Here is a 25852-nt window from a genome sequence, read left to right as displayed (position 1 = left end):
TCACAATGCTAGAAGTAAATGATCTGCACGTCCACCTGGATACGCCAGCCGGCCTCATCAAAGCGGTTGACGGTGTATCCTTCCGACTGGAAGCTGGGCAGACCATCGGTATCGTCGGCGAATCGGGCAGCGGAAAAAGCGTCCTTGCTCATTCCCTGACAAAACTGAACCCCGAACCGCCAGCAACCTACCCTAAAGGAGAAATCCTCTTCGAAGGCGAGAACATCCTGACAATGGATAAAAAACGCCTGCGCAACTTACGCGGAAAAGAAATCGCGATGATTTTCCAAGATCCGATGTCGAGTCTGAATCCTGTCTTTAAAATCGGCAGACAGCTGATGGAAGCAATCCAGACCCATCAGAAGCTTTCGAAAAAAGAAGCTCGTCTAAGAGCAATCGAGTTGCTGACAGATGTCGGCATCCCAGATCCGGAACGCCGGATGCAGAATTATCCGCATCAATTCTCCGGCGGGATGCGCCAGCGTGTCCTCATTGCCATTGCACTTGCCGCCAGACCGAAGCTGCTCATCGCGGATGAACCGACAACAGCTTTGGATGTGACGATCCAGGCCCAGATCATTGAACTACTAAAAAAGATCCAAAAGAAGTATGGTACAGCCATCATCATGATCACCCATGACCTTGGCGTCGTAGCAAATCTGGCAGATCGGATCCTTGTCATGTATGCTGGAAAAATCGTCGAGTCCGGCAGTACAGCAGATATCTTTTATGATACGGCCATGCCATATACGTGGTCGCTGCTGCGCTCGATTCCAAGACTGGATGCAGCCGGCTCCGAACGTCTGCTGCATATCGAAGGCCATCCGCCGAATCTGATACAACCGCCAACAGGCTGTAATTTCCATCCTCGCTGCCCATTCGCGCGAGATGCTTGCCTTCAGATCGATCCTCCGCTCTCAGAATGCGGAACAGATCACTTTGCTGCTTGTGTTCTCAGCAAACAGCAGTTCGATGAAGAAAAACAAGCTGTAGCGGAGCAGAAAGGAGTGCTGCTATCATGACCGCTTTATTGGAAATCAAGGATCTACATGTTCATTTCCCCATCAAGAATGGTGTCTTACAGAAGACAACAGGACATGTAAAGGCCTTGAATGGTATTGATTTGACTGTCAAAAAAGGTGAAACATTAGGTATTGTAGGAGAGTCAGGCTGTGGAAAAAGCACACTTGCCAGAAGCATCGTTGGATTGCAAAAGCCTACTTCCGGCGATATCCTCTTCGACGGAAAACCATATACTGATGCATCTTCCAAGGAACTGTACGAGCTGCGCCGCCATATGCAAATGGTTTTCCAGGATCCGTATACAAGCCTGAATCCGCGCATGAAAGTTAGCGAAAGCATCGCCGCACCGTTAAAGGCATACAAAAAGACCAAAAATCTGGAATCACGCGTCAAGGAGCTGATGGAACTAGTCGGTTTGAATCCGGATGATCATTACGACCGGCTGCCGCATGAGTTCTCCGGCGGGCAGCGCCAGCGCATCGGTATTGCCCGGGCAATTGCCTTGGAGCCGCAGCTGATTGTCTGTGACGAGCCTGTCAGTGCACTGGATGTCTCCGTCCAAGCCCAAGTGATCAATCTATTCCAGGATCTGCAAAAGAAATTGGATCTGACCTATGTCTTCATTGCGCATGACCTATCCGTCATCAATCATATTGCTGACCGTGTTGCTGTCATGTACCTTGGCAAAGTGATGGAAAAATCCAATCGCGAAACATTCCGGACCCATGCGCAGCATCCTTATACCAATGCATTGCTATCTGCTGTGCCGCTTCCTGATCCCGACAAAGAACGAGCAAGGGAACGCATCGTGTTGAAAGGCGAACTGCCTTCCCCTGCCAATCCGCCATCCGGCTGCGTGTTCCACACCCGCTGCCCGAAAGCGACGGAATTCTGTAAGTCTAACATTCCTGTTCCAGAAGAGCGCGGTGTACCCGGACAGCAAGTTGCTTGCTTTTATCCTGTTGGTGCGGAAGAGGAAACGAGGATTACGTTATAGAAGGAAGCAACCTGTCTACGCTTTTCAGGCTGCCGAGAAAATCTCGACAGCCTTTTCATTTGTGGTTTCTTATAGTCTTTATAGAGATAACGACTAAGAAGGGGTGAGATGCCTCCATCCGAAGAGTAAGGCCAGAACACTACCTATACATTATCAATTTAATTATTCAGATCTCCTCCGATAAGTTCATAATAACGGTATACTAACGAAAAAATCTATTCTTGACACGCCAGGCTATTCTGCATTACTATATACCAGTAATAAGTAATACTAAATATCAGTAACACAAGATACATGTGTTACATAGTATGTCAGTGAATAAAATAATTATAAATACAAATGGAGGGGCAAAGTGGAGAATATTACAGAAATGCTGAAAGGGGTGCTTGAGGGGTGTGTGCTTGAGATTATCAGCCGTGGTGAAACTTACGGCTATGAAATCACGCAACAGCTGCGGGATCTTGGCTTCACTGACGTAGTCGAAGGAACAGTTTATACGATTACCATGCGGCTTGAGAAGAACAACCTAGTGGATATCGAGAAGAAGCCTTCTACTATGGGACCGCCAAGGAAGTTTTACAAACTCAACGCATCAGGTCAAGAAAAGCTCGAGTCTTTTTGGGAAAAGTGGGAATTCGTCTCGAGCAAAATAAACGAACTCAAAATAAATCAAAAGGAGAGATAATATGAGTATCATTAAAAAAGTCATCGGAGATCTGGATGACAAGCGGGAATGGAAAGCAATGGAGAAGCGTGCGAATGCACTTCCAAGTGAGTACCGAAATGCTTACAACGCTATCAAAAAATATATGTGGGCCTATAGTGGTCTATCCGACTGGAAAGACATCAGCCGTATATTCGGCGGTATTCTCGACCTCTTTGAGGAAGGTGAAGCGGAAGGCAAGAAAGTCACCGACCTCACAGGTGAGGACGTAGCCGAATTCTGCGATGAACTGGTAAAGGACACGAATACTTGGAAGGACAAATATCGCGCAAAACTGAACGATACAATTAGTCGCGGCTAACGGCGATACCCTTGGTAAATTCATAGTTAATACCGACTGAATAGCTGGTAACGAGTGTGCATATGTCACCACCTTCTATTCGGTTATATTTTTGACCCAGTAGTCAGTAATACAGAATACAAGTCATACTTAGTAGTCACTTGTAATTAATATAAGTTCAAAGGAGGAAAACGTATGAGCAATGTAGCGGTTTCAGTAAAGGGATTAAAGAAATCCTTCAGGGATAAGGAAGTCTTAAAGGAAGTGACTTTTGAGGTCCGCCATGGCGAAATTTTCGCACTGCTGGGCTCAAATGGAGCAGGAAAGACGACAACGGTTAACATCCTCTCGACGCTAATGAAACCTGATGGTGACGAAATAGATATTGGCGGGATTGACATCAAGCGTCAACCGGATTTAGTTCGCCAGAATATTAGCCTGACAGGTCAGTTTGCAGCTTTAGACGACATACTCACCGGCCGGGAAAACCTGATGATGATTGCCAAGTTGCGTGGAGTTTCCAAACCCGCTCAAGCCGCCGACAACCTACTTTCAAGATTCCACCTGACCGACGCCGCTAACCGCCGGGCTGGCCAGTATTCCGGCGGGATGAAGCGCAGGCTTGATATCGCCTTGAGCCTGATCGGCTCACCCGAAGTGATTTTTCTCGACGAACCGACGACAGGGCTTGATCCCGAATCTAGAATTGAAGTTTGGAATACCATCAAGGAACTTGCCTCCAGCGGCACGACCATCATCCTGACAACCCAGTACTTGGAGGAAGCAGAAAAACTGGCAGATCGTATCGCCATCCTGCATTGCGGTAAAATCATCACGACTGGTACCCTCATTGAACTTAAAGGGATGTTTCCACCCCCGAAAGTGGATTACATTGAGAAACAGCCGACATTGGAAGAAATCTTCCTCGCCATAATCGGTAAAAAGGAGGAGATGTAAATGAAGAGCCAAACAGGGATATTACTAGATCGTTTAATGCGCAATATCTTGCGAAGCCCGGATACAATTATAACGGTGGCAATAATGCCGGTTATGCTGCTACTGCTTTTCGTCTACGTATTCGGTGGCGCCATAGAGACAGGCACCGACAATTACATCAATTATTTATTACCAGGAATCTTGCTGATGACTATTGCATCCGGAGTTGCTTACACTTCCGTCCGATTATTTACGGATGTAAAGAGCGGGTTGATGGCGCGTTTTGCTACCATGCCTATCAAGCGATCATCTATATTGTGGGCTCATGTATTGACCTCACTGGTTTCCAATGCACTTACTAGCGCGGTGGTTATCCTCGTTGCGCTCTTGATGGGCTTCCGTTCCCCTGCTGATATCCTGCATTTTCTCGCTGTTGCTGGGATACTCGGCCTGTTTACGCTAACACTGACGTGGCTGGCTGTCATTCCAGGATTGACAGCCGCGTCCATGGAAGGAGCAACAGCTTATTCGTACCCGCTGATTTTCCTACCATTTATCAGTTCTGCCTTTGTCCCAACCGAAACCATGCCTGGATTTGTCCGGACATTTGCCGAAAACCAGCCGGTAACTTCAATCGTAAATGTAATTCGTGCCCTCTTGTATGAAGAATCTGTTGGCAACGATATTTGGGTCGCACTTGCTTGGTGCATCGGCATCATGTTTATCGCTTATCTTTTCGCCAGTAAAGCATTTAAACGTCAATTAGGCTAAGTACATCAAGTCTTATCGATACAGATGCCCGTTGGAGCTGCTTAAACCATCGAAGTCATGGAAAGCTTCAAGATTGCTATGATTGGCGGCAGCTGGATCATTGATCCGCACCTCGGAATTGTCCTTTGGAAGAATTACAAAAATACACCTTATTAATAGGAAAAAGCAACCTGTTTTTGCAGGTTGCTTCCCTATTTGCATAGATACCGAATTTAATTAATAGATTCGATAATTCTGACCTGTTTGAGCGCCTTCCACACTTTTTATGTATGCATTGGCAACTCTGTCTACCGGGACTGGGTTAAAACCTTTGAAGAAATCTCCATACACAGCCAGCGATTCTTCCACAATAGTTGGACTTACACTATTTATTCGAATACCTTTTTTCAATTCGATTGCTGCTGATTTTATAAAAGCAGCTACACCGCCGTTTGCCATGGCAGCTGATGACCCTTGTAAGATTGGGTCATCCATCATAACACCTGTTGTCAGTGTAAAACTGCCGTTTTCATTTAAATAATGTTGTCCAATCAAAACCAAGTTTATCTGACCTAGCAGCTTGCTTTGAACTGCAACAGCATTCAGCTCTGGTGTCATATTCTCCAACTTCTCAAATGAAGCTGATCCGGTAGCACTGACCACTGCATCTACATTATCGATTCTCTTAAACATTTTCTCAATTTCCACAGGAGAAGTTAAGTCCAATTGGTAATCACCGCTTTTACTGCCAACACTAATTACATCATGCTCTTCCCTGAGTTTTTTTACTATTGCCGTACCAATTGTTCCTGTTGCGCCTATCACGATTATTTTCATGTTTCTCTCCTATAGTTATTAGTTTCTTATAGATTGAATGAATCCGGGCAGAATTCCATATCCTATCCATCCTTACCAGTTCATTTTGATCGAACACCATCTTATATATGTCAGGCTTGGATGTATGTAATAAGAAATCCAAATCATAGCGACTATCATAGTACCCCATCATTAATGTCATGATTGCACCATGCATAGCAATCGCAATTTTTTTCCCTTTATGGATACTCAGAATATCCTTCAATACCGCTATCGCCCTATTCTGACAAGCAGCATTCGACTCTGCTCCAGTTAAGGAAAAACTTGGATCCGCAAAAGATTTCTCCAACAGAGGAATCAATTCTTCGTCAGATATCCTCTTTTCACCAGAGGCAAAAACACGTTCTCGAAGATCCTCCATTTCAACCACTTTTCTACCCATATGTTCCGCCAAATCACGGATTGTTTCGACAGCCCGCTTATATGGACTTGTAACGAAAACTTCTATCTCTTCCCCTTTCAAGGATTCGGTTATCCTGCATGCGTCCAGCTTTCCTTTACCAGTCAAACCTCTCGTTCTTTCATTACCTTCCTTGGGAGATTCGCCATGTCTGACCATATAAATGACAGTAGTGATATTTTTCACCTCCAACCTTTTGGTGCATATAACGTTTTATCCTAGTCAAATACGCTTTCTTTTTTCGGGTTACGCAGAAATTCAAACAACATATTGATTTGTGTTTCCGTATTTCTTTTCAAGGACAAAGGCGGCAGTTCCGTTTCATCAAAGAATCCGATTTCGCTCGTCTCCACACCCTCCTGCGCTCCACCGCCGACAATCTCGCATTGAAGGAAGATTTTGTAGTAGTGGAACATTTGCGGCTTGTCGGTATGCTTATCCGAATCCAGCACCGCTAAAAGTTTCTTCGGCACAACGTCGTATCCAGATTCCTCTTGGATTTCCTTTACCGCGTTCTCACTGGCCGACAGCCCTAATTCACAGAATCCGCCCGGCAGCGACCAGCGCTCATCCATCTTTTCCTTTACCAACAGCAGCTTCCCATCCTGGAAAACAACACCGCGTATATCCAATTTCGGAGTAGGATATCCCTTTTGGGCTGCAAGTATTTCTTTGACTTCCTCTGCTGACTGCCCTGTGTAGTTTGCGATAATCTCCGAGCTAAGCTGCTGCAGTTCCTCATATCTCTCCCGATCGAATACATCTTTTGAAAAATGTAATCCTGCCTGGGAGATTGCCTGTATTCTTCTTGCCCATTCCAACCATTTATCCAAGACTATCACCTATCATTCCGTTATCGTTATTATGCTTCGTCCACTAGTTTATGCATCAGTTCCCAAACAGTGATAGGCTCTGCGGCATTTGGGTTTTGGCCGCACCATAAGGACATTGCTTCTTTATCGTTGTTCTGTGCTGCTGCGGAGCGGATGGATTTTGTCAAGGTATTCTGGATGGGGAAGTCAGGCAATTCCCACTCATCCTTCCGCATATCACGGATAAAGTCATTCTCAATCCCCCTGGCAGCTTTACCAGAGAACGCCCGCGTCAATGTCGTCTTATCTTCTTGCTTTTGCTCCAGGATAGCTTGCTTATGGATCTCATTGGCACCACTTTCTTTGCAAGTTAAAAAGGCAGTACCTAGCTGTGCGGCTTGGGCACCCAAACATTGAGCCGCCATGATGCCGCGGCGATCCATTATACCTCCCGCAGCTATGACTGGGATCTTCACTTGATCAACGGTTTGCGGTATGAGTGCCATCAACCCAATCATGCTTTGCTCCACATCAGCGAGAAAATTCCCTCGGTGCCCTCCGGCTTCACTACCCTGCATGACAACAGCATCCATTCCGGACTCCTCGACTGCTTTTGCTTCTGATAATGTAGTTGCCGTCCCGATCGTATATATACCTTTTTGCTTCAAAGAACGAATCACATCAGGAACAGGAATTCCAAAAGTGAAAGAGCAAACCGGTACTTTTTCTTCGATCGCTACATTTACCTGTTCATTAAAAGTTTCCAAGATTTGCTCATAGGAAGTGAATTCATTTACCACTGATGTATCCAGTTTCTTTTGAAAGGGCTCAAGCGCTTCCTGTGCTTTCTCAATCAATTCTTTTTCTATTTTATAAGGTGTCGGAACAAATAAATTGATGCCAAAAGGTTTGTTGGTCCCTGCTTTTACCTCCCGTATTTGATGGCGGGTGCTTTCACCATCCAGATAACCGGCACCGATCATTCCCAAGCCACCCGCTTCAGATACAGAAGCAACCAATTCTGCTGTCGTGATGCCCCCTGCCATTGGAGCTTGGATGATTGGACGGGATATGGATATAGCTTTCAATAATTGATTTGTCATATTTCATTCCTCCTTCACTATCACTGTATGACATTCCTGCGGATTAATCAGGCGTGGATTTTCTCCCATTCACTTAAATACATTCTTGCAGTTACATTGTTTGGGTTTGCTATTTTCGTGATAAGCTCCAGACTATTTCCATCCAGATCATTGAAATGGATCTTTGCATGCGCCATTCCATCATGAGCCATCACAAAAGGCTCGTGAGGACCAAAACCGAAGGCCTCCCTTGGGTGATATCCTCTCTCTTTTAACCATCCAGATGCATGTTTCAGATTTTCCAAGCTTACTTGAAATGCGACATGTCTGATTGACGGGTGATATTCAAGCTCTGCTTTATCCGATTCCCAGAGACCGAGCCAGCTATGGTCTTTTTTGATCCAAAAGAAAGCTAATCTATCTTCATGGATATGGGAAAGCTCGAGCCCAAGTCCTTCATAAAATTCAATAGAATTTTTCAGCTTACTTACCGGTAAATGTGCTTCATATAATCCTTCTATCATATATAGCGCTCCTTTTTTCGATTCCCTACCCAAAATATAACAATTGTTCGCTCTTTCCAACATGATAATTGCTTCATTCACATATAATTTTTATTTATAACATTTTGCCTCAATGGAAAGTGGCCGTGGAGATTTCCCCACAGCCAACTAGCTTTTTCACCTTCACTCCAGGCTTTCCGCCAACTTGGTAAAGATGACTCCAAGAGCATGTGCCCCAGCATCCGGATAACCTAGACTGCGCTCTCCCACCGTACCGGCGCGTCCCATCCGTGCAACGATTTCCCTTGTCTTCTCCGCACCATCAACTGCAGCCTCAGCACCTTTTTGAAAGGCAGTCTTCACATCTTCACCAGAAGTCGCACTCTGCTGCCAGCTGTCTGCACATGGCGCAAGGGCGTCGATCAATGTCTTATCGCCAACTTCCGCCCCGCGGCCGAAGGAACGTTCCCCGATATCCTGGATAGCTGCTACAACACGTTGCAGCGTGTCAGCGAATTCCGAAACGGAAAGCTCCTGCTTGCCTTCTGCCGCTTTACCTGCAGCTCGGAAAGCCCCGCCCCATATCGGACCTGATGCACCTCCGCAATGCTCCATGATCACCATGGAAGCACCGTCGAGGAATTTCGCAATTGTCAGGCTGTCTTGATCGAGAATCTGCTTCCATTCCCTTTTCAACTGACGGAAGCCTTTTGCTACACTATTACCGAAGTCACCATCCCCTGCGTGCGTATCCAGCTTGTTGAAAGCCGCTTCATTCTCAATGATGATTTCACTCATTTTATCTACTAAGTAAATGACATTTTCCAGTGTGATAGAAGCTCCTTTTACTTGTGCATACGTGCTGTCTGTTTCCACTTGGAAAGATACATCCGTCTCTTCAGCTGATTCTTCCACCTCATCAAACGCTGGCTGCTCCACCGGCCCATCGATCTTGAAAGCAGGTGTATCTGAATGGCTGGAAAGCAATGTGCGAAGCTCCTCATCAAGTGACATGATGGTTACCGAAACACCCGCCATATCGATACTAGTCATATAATTGCCGACGAATATCCGGTTTAATTTTATATTGCGCTCTGCCAGCTCCCGATTGACTGACTGGTTGAACAAGTACAGCTCCTGCAATGGCGTCCCGCCGAATCCATTGATCAGCAATACCGCGTCTTCTTCAGGCTGCCCTTCTTTCAGCAAGTCATCGACCATGCGTTTTGCCAGCTCATCTGCTGACAGAACCTTTTCGCGTCTTATCCCTGGCTCACCATGAATACCCACACCATACTCCATCTCATCCTCTGCCAGTTCTAAAGTCGGTTCACCTCCAGGCAAGGTACAGGAAGTCAAGGCAACACCGATGCTGCGTGTGCGGGAAACAGCTTTTTCGGCAACTGCTTTCACTTGCTGCAAGTCGCGTCCCTCGGCAGCGGCAGCACCGGCAACCTTATGCACAAGGACGACACCGGCAACACCACGCCTGCCGACTGTATACAGACTATCCTCGACAGCGATATCATCATCCACTTTTACATAATCCACTTCCAGCCCATCTTCCTCGGCCAAGTGGGCAGCATTCTTGAAATTCATGATATCCCCGCTGTAATTTTTAATGATCAGCAATGTACCCTTCTCACCCGCTGTTTCCTTGATTGCTTGATAGACCTGAATTTGGGAAGGCGAAGCAAACATATCCCCGCATACCGCGGCATCCAGCATACCTTCTCCGACAAAACCTGCATGGGAAGGTTCATGCCCGCTGCCGCCACCGCTGATCAGCGTCACCTTATCCGTTTGCGGTCGTTTCCTTTTAATCACTTTGTACTTTTTCAATAACTCGAGTTCCGGGTGCGCCAATACCAATCCATGGCACATTTCCAAGACGACATCCTCCGGCCGATTGATGATCTTCTTCATCGGTCATCCTCCTCTTATTACAAGCAAAAGTATCTATCTTCCTTCAGCTTAACAGAACGAATTCACAATTGCACAAACTAGGTTGACAAGTCAGAAAATTTTGGATAAAATCACAAAAAAATAGTTTTCTTATCAAGAGAGGCGGAGGGACTGACCCAGTGAAGCCTCGGCAACCGACTGTAAACAGCACGGTGCCAATTTCAGAAGGATGAATACATCCTGAAGATGAGAAGCGTGTACGGATGGCAGTTACATATCCGCAGCCCTTCTCTTTTATGGAGAAGGGCTGGTTTCGTATACGTCTTGATAAGCAAACTCTATTGGAGGATAAACATGACAGAGAATGTGAAATTTGCTTATTGGGTACCGAATGTGAGCGGCGGACTGGTCATTTCCAAATTGCCGCAAAAGACGGATTGGAGCTTTGAAGCGAACAAACGCTACGCGCAAATCGCCGAACAGAATGGCTTTGAATACGCCCTGCTGCAAACGCGCTTCATCGCAAGCTACGGGGCGGATAAACAGCTGGAGGCGATAACGCTCGCTTCTGCTCTTGCCAGTGTCACTGAAAAACTGAACCTTATTTCTGCTGTCCACCCTGGGCTTTGGCATCCTGGCGTCTACGCGAAGATGCTTGCCACTTTGGATCATATCAGCGGTAGCCGCGCAGCTGTCAATGTCGTCAGTGGCTGGTTCAAACAAGAATTCATCAGCTACGGCGAGCATTGGCTCGATCATGACGAACGCTACCGTCGTTCCGAGGAATTCATCCGCGTGCTTCGGGCACTGTGGGAAGAAGAACAAGCTACTTATCGGGGAGATTTTTATCGATTGACGGATGCCCCATTAAAGCCAAAGCCAAAGAACCAGATTCCGATATTCCAGGGCGGCAATTCAGAAGTGGCCAGGGATATGGCAGCCCGCGTGTCGGATTATTACTTTATGAACGGCAATACGCTGGAGGGCTTCCAGGAGCAAATTGAAGATGTAAAGGCACGGGCAGCCAAAGAAGGCCGAGAAGTGAAATTTGCCGTAAACGGATTTGCCATTGTCCGGGATACAGAAGAAGAAGCTGTATCCCTCCTACGAGATATTGTCACTCATGCCGATAACGAAGCCGTCGAAGGTTTCCGGGAATCGGTCAAGGATGCAGGCCAAGCTACCCGCAGCAAACAAGGCATGTGGGCAGACTCCTCTTATGAGGACCTTGTCCAATATAATGACGGCTTCAAAACCGGCCTGATCGGTACAGCCGAACAAGTTGCCGATCAAATCATTCGCCTGAAAGAAATCGGTGTCGACCTTGTCCTGACCGGTCACTTTCATTATGAAGAAGATTTGGAGCGCTTCGGTCGTGAAGTCATTCCGCTCGTTCGTGCGAAGGAAGCAGCTTTGACAAATGTGAAACAGCCCACGTAATGTGGGCTGTCTACTTATTTACAGGAGCAATCACTTTCATTTTCTTTAACCTTACCTGCTTGAACGGAATCCAATCTCCCTTCCTTACAATACCCTTTGGGAACCAAATAATCCAAGCATGTCAAAGTAATTCCCTGCCTTTGATATCACACACACTTTTTCCAATTCGTTCAGCAACTCCGCTGCAATCCCTTGCCCTCTATAATCAGGATGTACCGCTAAACTGAGTATGCTTTAGCAGGATTTAGTATTGTATGTGCAGACAAATCATCTGTTATAGCGCTGCTGTATAACCGAACCCAACGACATAGCCGAGAATTTCCATCCGTTCAAGCATGCTTCTTTCGTTGCCGCTTCATAAGATGTAAAACTCGAATTTTGTATATCCGCAATTCTCTTATATCAATCTCGGGCGGTACAGTAAAATGGATATTCCTATACTTCTCTCCTGCCATTTAAATATACTATAATAATACACTAGCGGTAGCAGTTAAGGAGTGATTGTTATGCATGTAAAAGACTATCTAGTAAGCCGCTTTCCCAATCTTGAACTGGTTCCAAGTATTTACGATCAATGGCATACAGGTATCCACATCGAGCTCGGCGGAGATATCTATCAATTGCTGGACGATGACCAGCTCAATATGGATCGGTTCCATCTTGTCTATCATCAAACATTGACTATTTTCAACCGTTTATTTGATGCTGATGATGAGCTCTATCTTGTTGCCAATCTGTATAAGATGAAAAATACAATGATAAAAAAAACGCGCACGATTAAACCTTATGTAAAAAAGAAAGATTTGCTCTATCAGATTCAGGCACAGACATTGCCTTATCCTTTTGAAGTCGAAGAGGAAGATGATAACCTTTTTGAATACCAGCAGCTTTCCCTGTGTTGTAAATCAGCTGATATCAGGATTCCCGCTATCCTTCAAGCTGCATGTAACGAAGACTTCCCTCCTCTCAAACCAAGATTCAAAAGCTATGTCAGCTATCCAGATATCTTTTTTGTCAACAAAAGCAAGGATATCATCTTTTTTGTATATGACGATAGAGGATGCGAGGTGATTGCCAAAAAGCAAGCGGCGCTCGACATCCTATCAAGTCAACTAGCCGCCTATAGATATGATGAAAAGACAGGGGGCTAACATCCTCCTGTTTTCTTACATGTCAGATAGATTATATTAGATTAGCTACATCAAAGTATTCTAATAATGTAACCTTGCGTCCTTCTTTATCCCATTTGTGATACTGCTCAAATACTTTCCACACATTGTTATCAAACTTTTTCTCGACCAGATACCTAACAGTAAATCCGCTCCGCCAGTAATCGTACATAATACTAGTTAGGCTGCCTTCATAGGAACTGCTGCCGAAATCCTCCAAGGAATGATTTCCGTATTTGTCTTTAAAAATATTTATCAGCTTATATTCTATATTGCTGATATCCATAAACTCCTGCTCTCCTAACAGATATTTTCTGGATAAATAATCGCACATGCCTTCCTCGAACCATATGCCCCCTTCCCTATCATCATCAAATTCATCCAAAAACAAATCAGAATGATGGGTCAACTCGTGCCCTGCAATTGCCAGAACTTGATTGCTGGAGATCTGCTCATAGAAAGCCTTTATTTCCGGATAATCATGTCCTTCAAGCTGCTCGATAAAAAGTCTTTTCCATGCTGTAAGCTCCGGCGTCATATAGATGATATCCTTATTTGTAAAGGCTGGAATCGGAACTTCAGAAAACACGGAAGTAGCCAGTTCAGAAGCGGTCCAGACAATCGCCTTTGGCAAATCGATCAATTGATAGTCTATTTGCAGTCTACGCTGAAAGGCTGATAATTTTTCTTTGAACTCCTCTATCAGGCTTTGATACTTGTTGTAATCTTCTGTATTTTCCAGAGAAAAAATATGCCTCATTCAAAAAACTCCTTAGCTAATAGATTCACCCCCATATTAACATAATTATCCATAAAACAAATTGAATATATAACAAAACCCAACAATAAAAGTCCCGTTTCGCACCCTATGTCTATGTTAAAATAAGTGAACGTGCATTTCACTCTATCAATAAGGAACGGGAAACGATATGAATAAAAAAGACATCGCAACTATCCGGAGACAATTCAAAAAAGGCAATGATAAGCTCAAAATCTCAAATATATTCAATGTTTATATCATGAAGGAATCCAGCGACATTTACCATCACGAAAGCATGCCATTCGGTATGCTGGATGAAGACCAGCAGGAGCTCTTCCTTGGCAATTTCAAAAAAGTACTGGCTGGACAGCTGGATGAGAAATTATTCGAACTGAAATTCAAACGTGATGCAGAGGACAGCAGTCAATTCATCCTGCATCGCGGCCTGCTCACGAATGATGTCGAGGAATGGACAAATGATATGCTGAAGCTTGTTGCAAAGATGCTGGAAGACAGACAGTATGAACATGATGTTGTCATCAGCTTCATCAAGGCGGAATACCTGAAAGCGCAGAAACGCCAAAGTGAGGAATCAGAGGAAAACGCGAATGACACGATGTATTCCCACCAATTCCTGCTTTGCAGCATCAATAAAACACAGGAACCGAAGAAAGAACTGGAATTTGATTATGTGGAAAGAGAATTCAAATACAATGTCACAGTAAATCCTGTAATCAACCTGCAAGCGCCGCTATCAGGATTTTTGTTCCCTTGCTTCAACGACAGCGCCGCTGACGTGAATCATGTGCTGTACTCCACAGCAAAAGCATACGAACCAGATACCGCATTTATCGAGGACGTTTTAAATGCTGAAGAAATCATGACAGCAAGAGATGATAAAAGCGTCTTTGAAGAGATAGTCAAAGATATTACCGGCGATCAGCTTAATACCTCCGCCCTTGCAAGTGTGTATGAGGAAATAAATCGTGTAGTAGAAGAGAATGAAGAAGAAGAAGCACCAAAGCTTGATCGACAGGATATCCAACGCGTCCTGACAATGAGCGGTGTAGAAGACGTGACACCGGAAAAAGTGGAAACGGCTTATCAAAAAGTCATTGATGATGAGAAATATGAAATGAAAGCCACCAGTGTGTTGCCCAAGTACAATTCCAAATCCATCAAAATCAAAACGAAAGTTGCCAATATTGCAATCAGCCCGGAAGATCTTCGTTACGTACGGCAAGTTGTTTTCAACAATAAACGCTGCATCATGATCGAAGTTGAGGAAGATACTGTCATCGAAGGATTCAAGATGGCAGAAGAAGCTTTGATAAATAAGGTTAATAGAGAAGAAGAAGCTGAACAGTTATAAAGAAAGGATGCTGCTCCATGCAGCATCCTTATTTGTATTAATTAAGCTTTCGCTTTCTTTCTTTTGATGATAAAGAGACTTGCACCTGCTACCAGCAATATCGCTCCCGCCAGCATGTACGTATACATGTTCGTTGCCGTGTTCGGCAGCTTATTTCCACTGCTGATTGGGCTCGTCTTGTCATCAGAGACTTTTACAATGCTGCCACCTGAGTTGCTGCCGTTGCCGTTATTATTTTGGCTGCTTGGCGGTGGTGTGCTGTCTTTATCGTCTTGATCATTTTTATCTTCGTCTTTCGGTTTATTGTCATCTTTTGGATCTTCCTGTGGTCCGTCATCATTTGGATCTGGAGTTTCTTCACCTGGATCTGGAATTTCTTCTTTCGGCTCCTCTGGTGGTTCTGTCGGCTCCGGCTCTTTGCCTTCCAGATCCGTAATACGTCCCTCAATGACCGGGTTCACTTCACCGTTCAAATCCTCCACCATATAATCACGGAATTGCTCCCAGTCTATTTCCCCAAGATCTTGCACACGGCCTTGCGCATATGCTTGGGCAAATACATCGTAACCATCTCCGCCTTTTGCTGTGAAATTATTTGTTGTTACAGCGTACATTTGATCAGGCTGGATATCTGCATACCCGTCCCCATCTTTCACTTGCATGCTTACAACACGGGAACCTGCTTCCTTCGTACTATCATAAGTGAACTTCATGCCGGAAACCTGCAGGAAGCCGCCGCTTTCTGCAGGGGCTAAATGGACGCTGTATTCCAGTATCTGTTTGATTTCATCACCGCTCAGCTGCACGACAGCAGGGTCATTACCAAATGGCAATACAGCAATCACTTCCCCGACTGTGATCGGACCTTGATCGATTGCTGCACGAATGCCACCGCCATTTTGCATGGCTATCGAAACTTCCGGCATTTTTTCCTGTGCTTTGGCGAGCATCGCATCCGTGATTAAGTTGCCTAGTTCTGTTTCATCAGCCCGTACACTTATGTCACTATCAGAAAGTCTTGGATTAGTAAGCGGCTTTTGAGCAATAGCTCCTATCTCCTCGTTGGAAACTTGATCTACTTCATTTTTATAAGCAGCAAGTGCGTTTACTGCATCCGGATCGGCTTGTTTCCCTGTGACATCGATCAAACGACCTTCATAGCCTACGACTTGACCTTGACCATTGAATTCCACATCCAATTTCCCAAGATTTTCAGCATATTGATATGCCTGCACAATTACTGTGGGATCTTTTGCTGTGCCGTTTTCATCCGTATTGACCACTGTAGGCTGTTCCAATTTGGTATGAGAATGGCCCCCGACGATAACATCGATACCATCCACTTGCTCTGCAAGCATTAAATCATTACCCACCGCAGGGTTGCTGTCATATCCAATATGGGTAAGCGCTACAATCTTGTCTACTCCCATTTCCTCAAAAGCAGATACTGCTCGTTCTGCTTCTGCAGCGTAATTGGAGATTTTTGCGTTAACCGGGCTGGAAGTTTCCAGTGTTTCCTCTGTTGTCAGCCCAAAAATACCTATCTTCTCCCCGTTTATTTCTTTCACCATACCGTCATACACTGTGCTATCCTGTGCATCTTCTGTGAACGTATTGGTCACCTTGTTTCCAACATAAGCATCCCCAGAAAAATCGACGTTGGCAGAGACGAATGGGAAGTCAGCTCCTGCAATGAACTCAGATAGCGACTTATGACCATTTTCACTGGAGCCCAAATCGAATTCATGGTTCCCGAACGTCATCGCATCAATATCCATCATATTCATAAGTGCCAAATCAGCTTGTCCTTTGAACTGGTTAAAATAAAGTGTTCCCGAAAAAACATCTCCTGCGTTAAACAGTAATGCATCCGGATTTTCCGCACGGACTTCCTTAATCGCAGTAATCATATTCGGCAGCGGCTCCACATGTGCATGTGTGTCGTTCATATGCATGATTGTCAACGAGAAGTTTTCTCCGTTCCCATCATCTGCGTATGTACTAGTAGGTAAAACAATTGATGATAGGATTGTAATAATTGCAGCAACACTCAGCGAAAATCTTAAACGCTTCTTATACATCATATTTTAGATACCCCCAAATAAATAATAAAGTCGACAGATTATACAAATATCTGCCCCGCTGCATTTGTCGACTCTTCTCTATCAGTGTAGAGAACTACTATTAATTTATCATTAAGAGATTGTGAATATCTAAAAATATTTAAAAATCATAAAATGATTAACATCGGACCATGAATTGGAATTAATAACCAAATATACATGAGATTTGTATTACTTATATATATGCAATTTAGAAAAAGTGGTATTAGCCCGACGCATATTATGGTAAGTTAATATTTGTATTTTACATATATTACATAAACAGGGAGGGAATTCTGTGAAAAACGTAATAAAGTGGATGACCTGGGCATGTCTAGCTGCAATCTTAGGGGCGCTGCCATTTAGTCAAACTGTCCACGCAGAAAACAATTATAGCTTGACAGGCTTTGCCCAAGGTACGACAGGGGGCGGTGTGCTGGAAGAGACCGATCCAGCGTACAGAAAAGTGTATAATGCGACCGATCTTGCCAAAGCACTAAAAAAAGGCTCCGATGTAAAAGTTATCGAAATCATGAATGACCTTGATCTGGGGTGGAATGAACTTCCTTCTTCTGCCAAGACATCGCCATTCTCTCAGCATAATACACCGCTAACACATCCTGTTTTGAAAGAGAGCGGTGTAAGCAAGCTTGCAATCGACAGCTTCGATGGATTGACGATCTTCTCAAAGAATGGATCCAAGATAAAACACGCGGGCATCATTATCAAGCGAAGCAAAAACATCATCATACGCAATTTGGAATTTGATGAGCTCTGGGAATGGGATGAATCTACAAAAGGAGACTATGATAGGAACGATTGGGATTACATTACGATTGAAGGCGCAAGCGAAGGCGTCTGGATCGACCATAGCACTTTCAATAAAGCCTATGATGGAATTGTTGATGTTAAAAAAGGCAGCAATGGTGTCACCATTTCTTGGTCCGCATTCAAAGGGGACGACAAGGGTCCCGATAGCTGGGTGACACAGCAAATCAATGCTATGGAGAAGAATAAAGCGTCCTACCCAATGTATGCATATCTTCGCAGCAGTGCAGTCGGCCTAAGCAAGAACGATATCATCGATATTGCTGCCGGACAAAAGAAATCCCATCTGATCGGGGCATCATCCTTTGCATCTGATAATGCCGATCTGGAAATCACGCTTCATCATAATTATTACGAAAATATACAGGATAGGATACCACGTCTTCGAGGCGGAAATGCCCATGCTTACAATATCGTCATGAATAATACAGGACTTGTAGAAGCCAAAAACAGAATTACATCCAGCATGAGTAAAGCGATCAAATCGAAAGGCTATCACTTCACTGTTACAAATAATGGTGCCATCTCCACAGAAGGCGGTGCCTTGCTTTTGGAGAAATCAGTAATCAAGGATGTCACACAGCCGATGAAAAACAATCAGAAAGATGCCGCCGATAATTCATATACCGGAAAAATACTAGCACTGGATACGATCTACAGTAATAACGGCAATACATTCCGCGGCGACAGTACCACTAGCGGAAGTCCGCTGGCTCCAGAACCCGCGCCGGCGATCCCCTTCTCCTGGAATGGATTCAGCAAACTTCCATACAGCTATAGTACAGATGACCCGGCGAACTTGATTAATCAGCTCACTGCATCTGATGGAGCAGGAGCTGGAAAGCTGAATCGCAGCGCATTTGATTGGATGGGTACAAAGTAAATAAAAGAAGAAAAGAGCTAGGTACCACTTAGATGGTGCCTAGCTCTACTACTAATGTGCAGACTTATTCCTGTTCTAAGGCCATGCCTTAACTGAATGTCGTCATTTTAGCCTCCGTCAATTTTTTCGCTGCTTCATAGAAAATTTCTACTGCTTTAGCTATATCTCTTGAGTCCGAGCATTCTTCCGGACAGTGACTCAGCCCGGCTTTACTTGGAATGAATAACATCCCAACATCGGTGAAATCAGAAAAGATCATCGCATCATGTCCCGCTCCGCTATTGATGGAGCAATAGGAACCATCACTCATACTGCTCTTCTCTTTCAATAGTGTTCTGATATTTTCATTCAGCAACTTAGGCTGAATGTAAAGCTGCTCTTCAGCCAGGGCCTCGATTCCATTTCCTTGATGGTGGTTTATGCAATCCTTCATTTTCACAATCACGTTTTGCACGTTTTCTTCATTTCCGGATCGGATATCAACCGTAAATACAACTTTATCCGGAATAACATTTGCTCCATTGGGAAAGACATGAAGACGTCCTGTCGTAAGTACAGTACCATTTCCTTCTTCAATCGCGAGCGCAGGCAGTTGACTGATGATTTTTGCTGCAGTTACCAAAGCATCTGCGCGGCGGTCCATTGGAGTTGTTCCAGCATGTCCCGCCTGCCCTTTCACTGTCACTTCATATTGAGTCAAACCTACAATCGCTTCAACAACACCGATTTGGATGCTTTTCTCCTCTAATATTGGCCCCTGCTCAATGTGCAATTCAAGAAAAGCCTTCATTGTTTTTGAATCTCTTCCTTTTGGCAGCGATGGGTTCAAGCCTATCTTCCGCATTGCTTCTACTGTGGAGATTCCATCCTTATCCTTTAAGCTGTTAAAATCAGCTTCACTCAGCAAACCAGTGATTCCTCGTGAACCCATCAATCCGCCGCCAAAGCGTGAACCCTCTTCTTCCACTAGCGCTACGATTTCAAGCGGATATGTTGGCTTCAATCCATTCTTTTTAAAAAGCTGCGCCACCTCAAGAGCTGCCACTACTCCAGCAGGACCATCATATGCCCCTCCATTTGGCACAGAATCAAAATGTGAACCAATCATTACACTGGGAGCATCCGGTAAGGTACCTTCCAGCTTCCCGAATATATTGCCAAAACCATCTTCGACTACTTTCAAACCGGATGCTTGCATTTCTTCTTTGATATAATTGCGGGCTTGTAAATCTTCCTCGCTGTATGTGAGCCGAGTGGTACCATTGCCAGGTGTTGCGGTAAACTGTTCCAATGCCTCGATATGTTTTTCAATACGTTCCTTTATTTCACTCATTCTTTCCATACCTCCATTATAAGAAACCGACGAAGATTCCTGCTAATACAACTGATACGATGGTGACTGTGATGAAACCCCCGACAAGCATCGGCGGAAGCATACGGCTCGTTAATACTTCTCTTTCCTTTTCATTCTCGGTCAAAGACTTGATTACTTCGTTTGTAATAATATAATCCGCCGGGAAACCGTAAAGTGCCGTCAGGGAAACAGCAAATGCCATATTCTTGCTGACCCCTAAAATCTTACCGGCAATAAAGGAGAAGATATACATTCCAATAACTCCAAGGATGATGGTTCCTACCAGCGGATACAAGATTTGAAGCATCATGCTTGGTGTAGCCTGATTCAACCCGTCGAAGATAAACAGCATCAGCACCAAGATTGCAATTCCAAATCCATTTGCCTTTTGCAATGCCTGCTTTTCAAGGAAACCTACACTAGAGGCAATAACCCCGAACAACAAACAAAGGACGAATGGACTGATTGAAAATAGTGGTGTCAACAGAGTTGATACAAGATACGCTGCATAAGAAACTAGTGCCAGCTTGAAGAACTTGAAGAAATCCGTATTATATTTTTCAGGCAGTCTCCATCTGGATGGTGCTGCTTCCACAGTAGCTGCTATTTCTTCTTTTTCTTTATCATTCACGTCCACTTGAAGTTCTCCATTCCGATAAAGCTTCAGCAATCGCTTCCCTTCTTTTTTCAGTACAAATGATGTAATCGGATAGCCTGCAAAACCTTGCATCACGTAAATGACGATAGCAAACACTGCCAAAGATGAAAGACCAGCCTCACCAGCTGCATCAGACATAATCAGCGCAGAAACTACTCCGCCGACTAAAGGCGGAATCGCTACGACCATTGTTTCAAAACCGAAAATAAGTGTTCCAACCGTCAGCAGCAAAACAACGATTCCCAAAATACCAGACAGTGCAATTACAATCGTTTTCCACTGCTTTTTTAATTCTTTAAGTGACAGCAATGTCCCCATATTGGTAATCAACAGGTACATCATCATCGTAGCTACCACTGGCGGAACACCAGCCACCGATACGATGTCTGCTGGGAAGAAAGTCCAATATCCTACGAGAAATAATATCGCACAAACGAAGACAGACGGCACCCAAGCTTTCGTTCGCACGGCAACCAGATCTCCAATGAATAGAATAAGGGTAAGTATGACTAATGCTAATAATTGCGACATGAGAGTCTCCTAACTACTTGATGTATTTTTCCATATACCGGAATATAGAATATTCAAATATATCAAACATGTTAGAATGATAATATAATTGTAGTTTTCAGTCAATTCAATTTAGTAATTTCTAAAGATATTAATGTTCCAAATCCAAATACAGTATAATCTAAATAGCAAAGACAGGATGTGTTGCACATCCTGTCTAATCTTCTTTCTCATACCAAATCTTCGTAAAATCAATCCACCCAAGAGAGTTGAAGTGCACATCTTTTACATAACTAGGATAAAAAGCAAACTGTTTTATCTTATAAAGGTGAATCTGCCCATATTCTTCAATGAGCTTATCTTCCAATTCACATAATCTGCGAATCGTTCTCCGTTCACTCATTTCCGGTAAGCGAAATACGTCATTCTGCGGTAAGTGATATCGCAATAAACTGTGGTTTCCTTTGAATGCAGCTAAATACGTATAAAGCTCGTTTTCGTAGGTCAGATGTTCTCCTAAAAGAAAATCTGACTCTTCAAGAGGAAGTTCATGCAGTTGGTCATATGAGCAAATCGATATCTGTATATTAATGCCTTCTTCTAACAGCTTTTTTTGTATCCAGCTGGCATCTGTTTCATTACCTGCTCCTTGATAACTCATTAAGGTAAGGGTTTCCCCCATATACTTGCTGCTGGCCAGTGCTGATCTCCCGGCTTCCCTGGCAGTGAAAATGTCTTCGCTCTTAAACTTTTCAACAAGACGAGATGCTTTTTTATAACGTGTACCACCTAAGTCTTTTATTATTTGTTCAGGTGCTAAAAAGTGATAGATTGCTTTTCTTAACATTCGATCCTCGGCAAGCAATCCTTTTCGTAAGTTAAGAGTAAGCAACTTGCTGCCCCGGTCCAAAAAAGTATATTCCTCGAAGCTCTGTATTGTTATCCCTATATAGGGATAATGATAGAAATTCATTTCCTGATTGCTAATATGGCTGTCAATAACAGTATGATTATCATAGAGTGCGGGTAAGAAGTACAAGTTGATTTCATCTAAAAATGGACGCCTCAAGAAATAATCATCAAATACTTTTAATTTTAATTTTTCTTCATTATTTTCAACTATCCGGTAAGGACCAGTGCCAATCTGTTTTTCTTCAGCATTATTGTTACTTGCCGGCACAATACTTCCCCCTAAACAAGAGGCTAAATGTAAGAAGGTATGACATGGCTTGAGAAACAAAAATTCCACTGCGTATGTATGGAGACTGTTAACTGCTGATAAATTCTGTACGATCCATTTATAAGGGGATGATCCATCCCGGTGTCGAAGAAAACTATAACGAACATCATCGGCTGTCATCTCTTTTCCATTGTGAAAACGAACTCCTTTTTGTAAATAAAAGGTCCACTTGGTATAGTCTTGATTACTTTTCCAATGATGAGCGAGATGAGGGTGAAATTCGTTTGCATCTTCTTTATATACAACGAGCGGACTGAATATGTGTCGCATCATATGATTTTCCGAACGTCGGCAAACTTTGGCTGGATCTAAACTTGGCAGCGGGCGGTACGATGGAAATTGAAGCTTTGCAATTTCATTTTCTTCTGCATATGTTGCTTCATTAAGATAGCTACGGAAAACATAATCTATAAATTCCCGCTGTACCGATTTGTTTACATGTTGGTTCATTAAAAATTGAAGGGAGGAGTCAATGCTATCAGGACTTAGTAAGGCTTTTGCCTTCTCCGTGATAATCGAGTCCATATCTTTTAATAATTTTATTGTTGAACAATTCTCTCTCCCCTTGCCCGGAACCCATTCAATCCATTGCAAAGCCTCTAATTTACGAATGATTATCTTCGCATTTCTAACAGAGCAGGACAGAATATCCGATATCTCGGCCATCTTAACTTCCAGTACTTTATCGGTGCAGTTCAATTCTCTGTATAACATTGCACAATGCTCAATTATTGTCATAAGATCAACCTTCCTAAAAAGGGGAAAAGAGTTAAAGAGAATTATACACTTTTTTCCCTCTTTTCAAAAGGTACACTAAAATGCAGGAGGGTGAATTTATGAGATTGGTAATTGCTTCATGGAATAAAGAAAAAGTACAGCAGATTAGAGCTTTTTTTAGTAATATGCTTTTAAATACGACTGTCATTGCACAAAACATCCATGACGTTGATGAAAGTAAACTTACTTTTAGCGGCAATGCGCATTTAAAGGTTGAAGCAGTAAAAGCACATTACCCAAATGACATTATATTAGGTGAAGACTCAGGATTATCGGTAGACTGTCTTAATGGTTTCCCAAATGTAAAAACTGCTCGCTTTTTCCCTGGAACAGATAAAGATCGAGCGAACGAGCTTCTCCGCATGCTGGAAACTGTTCCTTCAAGTAAAAGAAGGGCAAATTTCACAAGCAGTATAGCGATATTATTTCCCATTGGAGAAATGGCCGATTGCCATGGGAGTATGCATGGATGGATTACAACAAGCAGCAAAAGGGATATCCGAGGCTACAGTGATATATTTTTGCTTAGTGACGGGAAGGCACTTTCTGATTTTGAGGAAGATAGTCTCTCCCCCTTCCTTCATCGAAACCAAGCTTTATACCAGGCACAACAGCACATACTTGAATGGATGGGAAAACAAAATCTATGAATCCATCAAAAAATAAAGTAATCGGAATTGCGCTAATCACAGCTATTGCTTTACTCGGGGATGCTCTGTTCATTATTGTGTTACCCCTTCAATGGCAAGAATTCGGATTGATTTCTATTTGGCAAGTCGGTCTCTTGCTTTCTATCAATCGTTTTATCCGTCTGCCGATAAATCCATTAGTCGGGATGTTCTATCAGCGCTTCCAGTTGAAGACTGGTATCTTGATTTCTTTGATTATTGCAGTCTTTACAACAGCCAGCTATGGTTTCTTTAAAGAGTTCTGGCTTCTTTTCACCATGCGTGCATTATGGGGAGTCGCATGGTCATTTCTGAGGATAGGTGGTTATCTGACCGTCATTGAAACAACGACCGAAGCCAACCATGGGAAAAATGTCGGACTTTACAATGGCTTATGGGGTCTGGGTGGCTTAGTTGGCATGCTTGCAGGTGGAATATTGGTTGATCAATCTTCTATTTCTATCAAAATGGTAACAACGTTGTTCTCTCTCGTAGGGCTGATTACTATACCCGCTGTTATACACTTAGTGCCAAGTACAAAAAACAATCCTAAACAAACACAAGCTAAAGTAACTGTAAAAGAATGGATTAACTCTTATATTACGTTGATTCTTATAACAGGGACGGTGATGGGATTTATTGTATTCGGTCTATTCGCGTCAACGTTAAGCAGATTGATTGAAGATACCTATCATGCAGAATGGACAGTCCTGCACATAACTATTGGAGCTGCTACGCTTACTGGTTTCATACAAGCTTTACGCTGGGCTTGGGATCCTTTTATCGCCCCAAAGATTGGAAATATAATAGATAAAAGAAAGATTCCTGCACATGTGATCTTATTTCCGCTTTTGGCTGGGGGTATCATTATTAGTGCCTTAGTCAGCTTCAAGACTGTCGGCGTTTTAATTATTTTGCTTTTATTCTTTCAGATGATTTCCACACTTTTTGTTACAATCACTGATTCTTTAGCAATAAAAGCTGCAGCTAAATCCGATAAAGTAAAGGTGATGACAGCTTATACAATTGTGATTGACGTTGGGGCTGCACTTGGTCCTCTATTAGCTTTTATCGTGCTGGATATGTATAGCCTTAACTCCATCTACTACCTGTCTGGTATCATTATGATATGTCTGGGGATTGTCTGGTTAGTTTATATACACACTCGATTAAGATAGATCTAAGATAAGATGTTTTGCTCTATCAAAAAGATGCCCCGTAAAATATCAGCTTGTTTTACGGGGCATCTAAGAGCAGTTCACTTTGTATATAAATGAAACCACATGTAGCTATTTGACATAAGAATATAATAGTAAGGGTAAAATGCGGAACTATTTTTCTTCATTCCTCTTTCAATATCTTCACATCATGAAAACAATAAAAAAGGACCCTGATTTTATGTCAGGATCCTTCTTTTACCGCTTGGCAATACGGTAATTTAGTGATACCGGTGGTCGGGGTCGAACCGACACTCCTTACGGAACACGATTTTGAGTCGTGCGCGTCTGCCAATTCCGCCACACCGGCATGTTATAAAATATTCTATGGAGGCGGCAACCGGATTTGAACCGGTGATCAAGGTGTTGCAGACCTTTGCCTTACCACTTGGCTATGCCGCCAATTTTGGAGCGGAAGACGGGATTCGAACCCGCGACCCCCACCTTGGCAAGGTGGTGTTCTACCACTGAACTACTTCCGCATACAAGTCAGGCTTCAAGGATTCCAATGGAATCCTTGCCTGTTTACTTGGCTATAGCCTTAAGCTATATGGAGGGCGATCGATGGGAATCGAACCCACGAATG

23 protein-coding genes, 3 tRNA genes, 1 pseudogene and 1 riboswitch are annotated in these 25852 nt (G+C 43.6%); of the genes and pseudogenes, 12 read left to right on the top strand and 15 right to left on the bottom strand.

All coding sequences use genetic code 11. The features are described 5' to 3' along the window. Positions 1–5 precede the first annotated feature (5 nt). The 6 genes from AB1K91_RS04290 to AB1K91_RS04265 all read left to right on the top strand — a co-directional run bounded on the left by AB1K91_RS04290 (position 6) and on the right by AB1K91_RS04265 (position 4731). Positions 6–1022, top strand: coding sequence for an ABC transporter ATP-binding protein (locus tag AB1K91_RS04290; RefSeq protein ID WP_413088430.1), 1017 nt, complete (start codon positions 6–8; stop codon positions 1020–1022). Continuing rightward, positions 1019–2020 carry an ABC transporter ATP-binding protein gene (locus AB1K91_RS04285; RefSeq protein ID WP_413088428.1) on the top strand — a complete coding sequence of 334 codons (1002 nt, stop codon included), beginning with the start codon at positions 1019–1021 and terminating at the stop codon, positions 2018–2020. Before AB1K91_RS04290 ends, AB1K91_RS04285 begins: the two co-directional genes overlap by 4 nt. A gap of 352 nt (positions 2021–2372) precedes the next feature. Beyond that, on the top strand, positions 2373–2705 hold the full coding sequence (locus tag AB1K91_RS04280; RefSeq protein WP_413088426.1) for a PadR family transcriptional regulator: 333 nt from the start codon (positions 2373–2375) through the stop codon (positions 2703–2705). A gap of 1 nt (position 2706) precedes the next feature. Then, a complete protein-coding gene (locus AB1K91_RS04275) occupies positions 2707–3045 on the top strand; it encodes a DUF1048 domain-containing protein (protein ID WP_413088424.1) in 339 nt (112 codons plus the stop codon). A 174-nt stretch (positions 3046–3219) separates the two neighbouring features. Beyond that, positions 3220–3981, top strand: a complete 762-nt coding sequence (locus AB1K91_RS04270) for an ABC transporter ATP-binding protein (RefSeq protein WP_413088422.1) — start codon at positions 3220–3222, stop codon at positions 3979–3981. Continuing rightward, positions 3982–4731, top strand: coding sequence for an ABC transporter permease (locus tag AB1K91_RS04265; RefSeq protein ID WP_413088420.1), 750 nt, complete (start codon positions 3982–3984; stop codon positions 4729–4731). Positions 4732–4947: 216 nt separating this feature from the next. On the opposite strand, the gene AB1K91_RS04260 is transcribed toward AB1K91_RS04265, so the two are convergent. The 6 genes and pseudogenes from AB1K91_RS04260 to dhaK form a co-directional block, all read right to left on the bottom strand. Continuing rightward, positions 4948–5547, bottom strand: a complete 600-nt coding sequence (locus AB1K91_RS04260) for a short chain dehydrogenase (protein WP_413088418.1) — start codon at positions 5545–5547, stop codon at positions 4948–4950. Between the two features lie 49 nt (positions 5548–5596). Beyond that, a pseudogene (locus tag AB1K91_RS04255) lies at positions 5597–6163 on the bottom strand (histidine phosphatase family protein); the annotation flags it as partial. 41 nt (positions 6164–6204) lie between these two features. Further along, entirely contained in the window at positions 6205–6819 is a 615-nt protein-coding gene (locus AB1K91_RS04250) for an NUDIX hydrolase (protein ID WP_413088416.1), read from the bottom strand. Between the two features lie 29 nt (positions 6820–6848). After that, on the bottom strand, positions 6849–7901 hold the full coding sequence (locus AB1K91_RS04245; protein WP_413088414.1) for an NAD(P)H-dependent flavin oxidoreductase: 1053 nt from the start codon (positions 7899–7901) through the stop codon (positions 6849–6851). Positions 7902–7948: 47 nt separating this feature from the next. Then, positions 7949–8404, bottom strand: a complete 456-nt coding sequence (locus AB1K91_RS04240; protein ID WP_413088412.1) for a VOC family protein — start codon at positions 8402–8404, stop codon at positions 7949–7951. A 162-nt stretch (positions 8405–8566) separates the two neighbouring features. Beyond that, the gene (dhaK, locus tag AB1K91_RS04235) at positions 8567–10309 is read right to left on the bottom strand and encodes a dihydroxyacetone kinase subunit DhaK (protein ID WP_413088410.1); all 1743 of its coding nucleotides are present in this window, start codon (positions 10307–10309) and stop codon (positions 8567–8569) included. Between the two features lie 126 nt (positions 10310–10435). After that, positions 10436–10541: riboswitch (SAM riboswitch) on the top strand. A gap of 101 nt (positions 10542–10642) precedes the next feature. On the opposite strand from dhaK, the gene sfnG reads away from it, so the two are divergent. Further along, complete coding sequence (gene sfnG / locus AB1K91_RS04230; RefSeq protein ID WP_413088406.1) at positions 10643–11728, top strand: dimethylsulfone monooxygenase SfnG; 1086 nt, start codon at positions 10643–10645, stop codon at positions 11726–11728. An 84-nt stretch (positions 11729–11812) separates the two neighbouring features. Here sfnG and AB1K91_RS04225 read toward each other — a convergent pair whose 3' ends face one another. Next, positions 11813–11959, bottom strand: coding sequence for a GNAT family N-acetyltransferase (locus AB1K91_RS04225; protein WP_413088828.1), 147 nt, complete (start codon positions 11957–11959; stop codon positions 11813–11815). A gap of 275 nt (positions 11960–12234) precedes the next feature. Between AB1K91_RS04225 and AB1K91_RS04220 the strand changes: the two genes are divergently transcribed. Further along, on the top strand, positions 12235–12879 hold the full coding sequence (locus tag AB1K91_RS04220) for a DUF3885 domain-containing protein (protein WP_413088404.1): 645 nt from the start codon (positions 12235–12237) through the stop codon (positions 12877–12879). Positions 12880–12910: 31 nt separating this feature from the next. Here AB1K91_RS04220 and AB1K91_RS04215 read toward each other — a convergent pair whose 3' ends face one another. Further along, positions 12911–13657, bottom strand: coding sequence for a hypothetical protein (locus tag AB1K91_RS04215; RefSeq protein WP_413088403.1), 747 nt, complete (start codon positions 13655–13657; stop codon positions 12911–12913). 169 nt (positions 13658–13826) lie between these two features. Here AB1K91_RS04215 and AB1K91_RS04210 point away from each other — a divergent pair, with 169 nt between their 5' ends. After that, a complete protein-coding gene (locus AB1K91_RS04210; RefSeq protein WP_413088401.1) occupies positions 13827–15029 on the top strand; it encodes a DUF4317 domain-containing protein in 1203 nt (400 codons plus the stop codon). 41 nt (positions 15030–15070) lie between these two features. Here AB1K91_RS04210 and AB1K91_RS04205 read toward each other — a convergent pair whose 3' ends face one another. Next, positions 15071–17113 carry a bifunctional metallophosphatase/5'-nucleotidase gene (locus AB1K91_RS04205; RefSeq protein WP_413088399.1) on the bottom strand — a complete coding sequence of 681 codons (2043 nt, stop codon included), beginning with the start codon at positions 17111–17113 and terminating at the stop codon, positions 15071–15073. A 337-nt stretch (positions 17114–17450) separates the two neighbouring features. On the opposite strand from AB1K91_RS04205, the gene AB1K91_RS04200 reads away from it, so the two are divergent. After that, the gene (locus AB1K91_RS04200; protein WP_413088827.1) at positions 17451–18842 is read left to right on the top strand and encodes a pectate lyase family protein; all 1392 of its coding nucleotides are present in this window, start codon (positions 17451–17453) and stop codon (positions 18840–18842) included. 88 nt (positions 18843–18930) lie between these two features. On the opposite strand, the gene AB1K91_RS04195 is transcribed toward AB1K91_RS04200, so the two are convergent. The 3 genes from AB1K91_RS04195 to AB1K91_RS04185 all read right to left on the bottom strand — a co-directional run bounded on the left by AB1K91_RS04195 (position 18931) and on the right by AB1K91_RS04185 (position 23342). Further along, positions 18931–20175, bottom strand: a complete 1245-nt coding sequence (locus tag AB1K91_RS04195; protein WP_413088397.1) for a Zn-dependent hydrolase — start codon at positions 20173–20175, stop codon at positions 18931–18933. Positions 20176–20191: 16 nt separating this feature from the next. Then, entirely contained in the window at positions 20192–21385 is a 1194-nt protein-coding gene (locus AB1K91_RS04190; protein ID WP_413088395.1) for a hypothetical protein, read from the bottom strand. A gap of 196 nt (positions 21386–21581) precedes the next feature. Next, complete coding sequence (locus tag AB1K91_RS04185) at positions 21582–23342, bottom strand: ABC transporter substrate-binding protein (protein WP_413088393.1); 1761 nt, start codon at positions 23340–23342, stop codon at positions 21582–21584. A 98-nt stretch (positions 23343–23440) separates the two neighbouring features. Here AB1K91_RS04185 and AB1K91_RS04180 point away from each other — a divergent pair, with 98 nt between their 5' ends. Together AB1K91_RS04180 and AB1K91_RS04175 are read left to right on the top strand one after the other, a co-directional pair. Then, positions 23441–24031 (top strand): non-canonical purine NTP pyrophosphatase, encoded by a 591-nt coding sequence (locus tag AB1K91_RS04180; protein WP_413088391.1) that lies wholly within the window; start codon positions 23441–23443, stop codon positions 24029–24031. After that, positions 24028–25227, top strand: coding sequence for an MFS transporter (locus tag AB1K91_RS04175; RefSeq protein ID WP_413088389.1), 1200 nt, complete (start codon positions 24028–24030; stop codon positions 25225–25227). The genes AB1K91_RS04180 and AB1K91_RS04175 overlap by 4 nt, the downstream gene beginning before the upstream one ends. A gap of 267 nt (positions 25228–25494) precedes the next feature. Here AB1K91_RS04175 and AB1K91_RS04170 read toward each other — a convergent pair. The 3 genes from AB1K91_RS04170 to AB1K91_RS04160 all read right to left on the bottom strand — a co-directional run bounded on the left by AB1K91_RS04170 (position 25495) and on the right by AB1K91_RS04160 (position 25748). After that, positions 25495–25576 (bottom strand) — tRNA-Leu (locus AB1K91_RS04170). A gap of 18 nt (positions 25577–25594) precedes the next feature. After that, positions 25595–25668 (bottom strand) — tRNA-Cys (locus AB1K91_RS04165). 5 nt (positions 25669–25673) lie between these two features. Beyond that, positions 25674–25748 (bottom strand) — tRNA-Gly (locus AB1K91_RS04160). Positions 25749–25852 lie beyond the last annotated feature (104 nt).

Origin of the sequence: Terribacillus jepli, assembly GCF_047228925.1 — a bacterium.
GTDB lineage: Bacteria > Bacillota > Bacilli > Bacillales > Amphibacillaceae > Terribacillus.
The sequence above is the reverse complement of the archived record's forward strand: the minus strand, read 5'-3'. Positions and strand labels throughout refer to the sequence as shown.

Coding starts and splice junctions, on each gene's coding strand:
- AB1K91_RS04270 (WP_413088422.1), top strand. CDS start 3,220: ATGAGCAATGTAGCGGTTTCAGTAAAGGGATTAAAGAAATCCTTCAGG.
- AB1K91_RS04175 (WP_413088389.1), top strand. CDS start 24,028: ATGAATCCATCAAAAAATAAAGTAATCGGAATTGCGCTAATCACAGCT.
- AB1K91_RS04180 (WP_413088391.1), top strand. CDS start 23,441: ATGAGATTGGTAATTGCTTCATGGAATAAAGAAAAAGTACAGCAGATT.
- AB1K91_RS04285 (WP_413088428.1), top strand. CDS start 1,019: ATGACCGCTTTATTGGAAATCAAGGATCTACATGTTCATTTCCCCATC.
- dhaK (WP_413088410.1), bottom strand. CDS start 10,309: ATGAAGAAGATCATCAATCGGCCGGAGGATGTCGTCTTGGAAATGTGC.
- AB1K91_RS04205 (WP_413088399.1), bottom strand. CDS start 17,113: ATGATGTATAAGAAGCGTTTAAGATTTTCGCTGAGTGTTGCTGCAATT.
- AB1K91_RS04245 (WP_413088414.1), bottom strand. CDS start 7,901: ATGACAAATCAATTATTGAAAGCTATATCCATATCCCGTCCAATCATC.
- AB1K91_RS04190 (WP_413088395.1), bottom strand. CDS start 21,385: ATGTCGCAATTATTAGCATTAGTCATACTTACCCTTATTCTATTCATT.
- AB1K91_RS04185 (WP_413088393.1), bottom strand. CDS start 23,342: ATGACAATAATTGAGCATTGTGCAATGTTATACAGAGAATTGAACTGC.
- AB1K91_RS04200 (WP_413088827.1), top strand. CDS start 17,451: ATGACCTGGGCATGTCTAGCTGCAATCTTAGGGGCGCTGCCATTTAGT.
- AB1K91_RS04265 (WP_413088420.1), top strand. CDS start 3,982: ATGAAGAGCCAAACAGGGATATTACTAGATCGTTTAATGCGCAATATC.
- AB1K91_RS04220 (WP_413088404.1), top strand. CDS start 12,235: ATGCATGTAAAAGACTATCTAGTAAGCCGCTTTCCCAATCTTGAACTG.
- AB1K91_RS04215 (WP_413088403.1), bottom strand. CDS start 13,657: ATGAGGCATATTTTTTCTCTGGAAAATACAGAAGATTACAACAAGTAT.
- AB1K91_RS04260 (WP_413088418.1), bottom strand. CDS start 5,547: ATGAAAATAATCGTGATAGGCGCAACAGGAACAATTGGTACGGCAATA.
- AB1K91_RS04275 (WP_413088424.1), top strand. CDS start 2,707: ATGAGTATCATTAAAAAAGTCATCGGAGATCTGGATGACAAGCGGGAA.
- AB1K91_RS04210 (WP_413088401.1), top strand. CDS start 13,827: ATGAATAAAAAAGACATCGCAACTATCCGGAGACAATTCAAAAAAGGC.
- AB1K91_RS04195 (WP_413088397.1), bottom strand. CDS start 20,175: ATGAGTGAAATAAAGGAACGTATTGAAAAACATATCGAGGCATTGGAA.
- AB1K91_RS04290 (WP_413088430.1), top strand. CDS start 6: ATGCTAGAAGTAAATGATCTGCACGTCCACCTGGATACGCCAGCCGGC.
- sfnG (WP_413088406.1), top strand. CDS start 10,643: ATGACAGAGAATGTGAAATTTGCTTATTGGGTACCGAATGTGAGCGGC.
- AB1K91_RS04240 (WP_413088412.1), bottom strand. CDS start 8,404: ATGATAGAAGGATTATATGAAGCACATTTACCGGTAAGTAAGCTGAAA.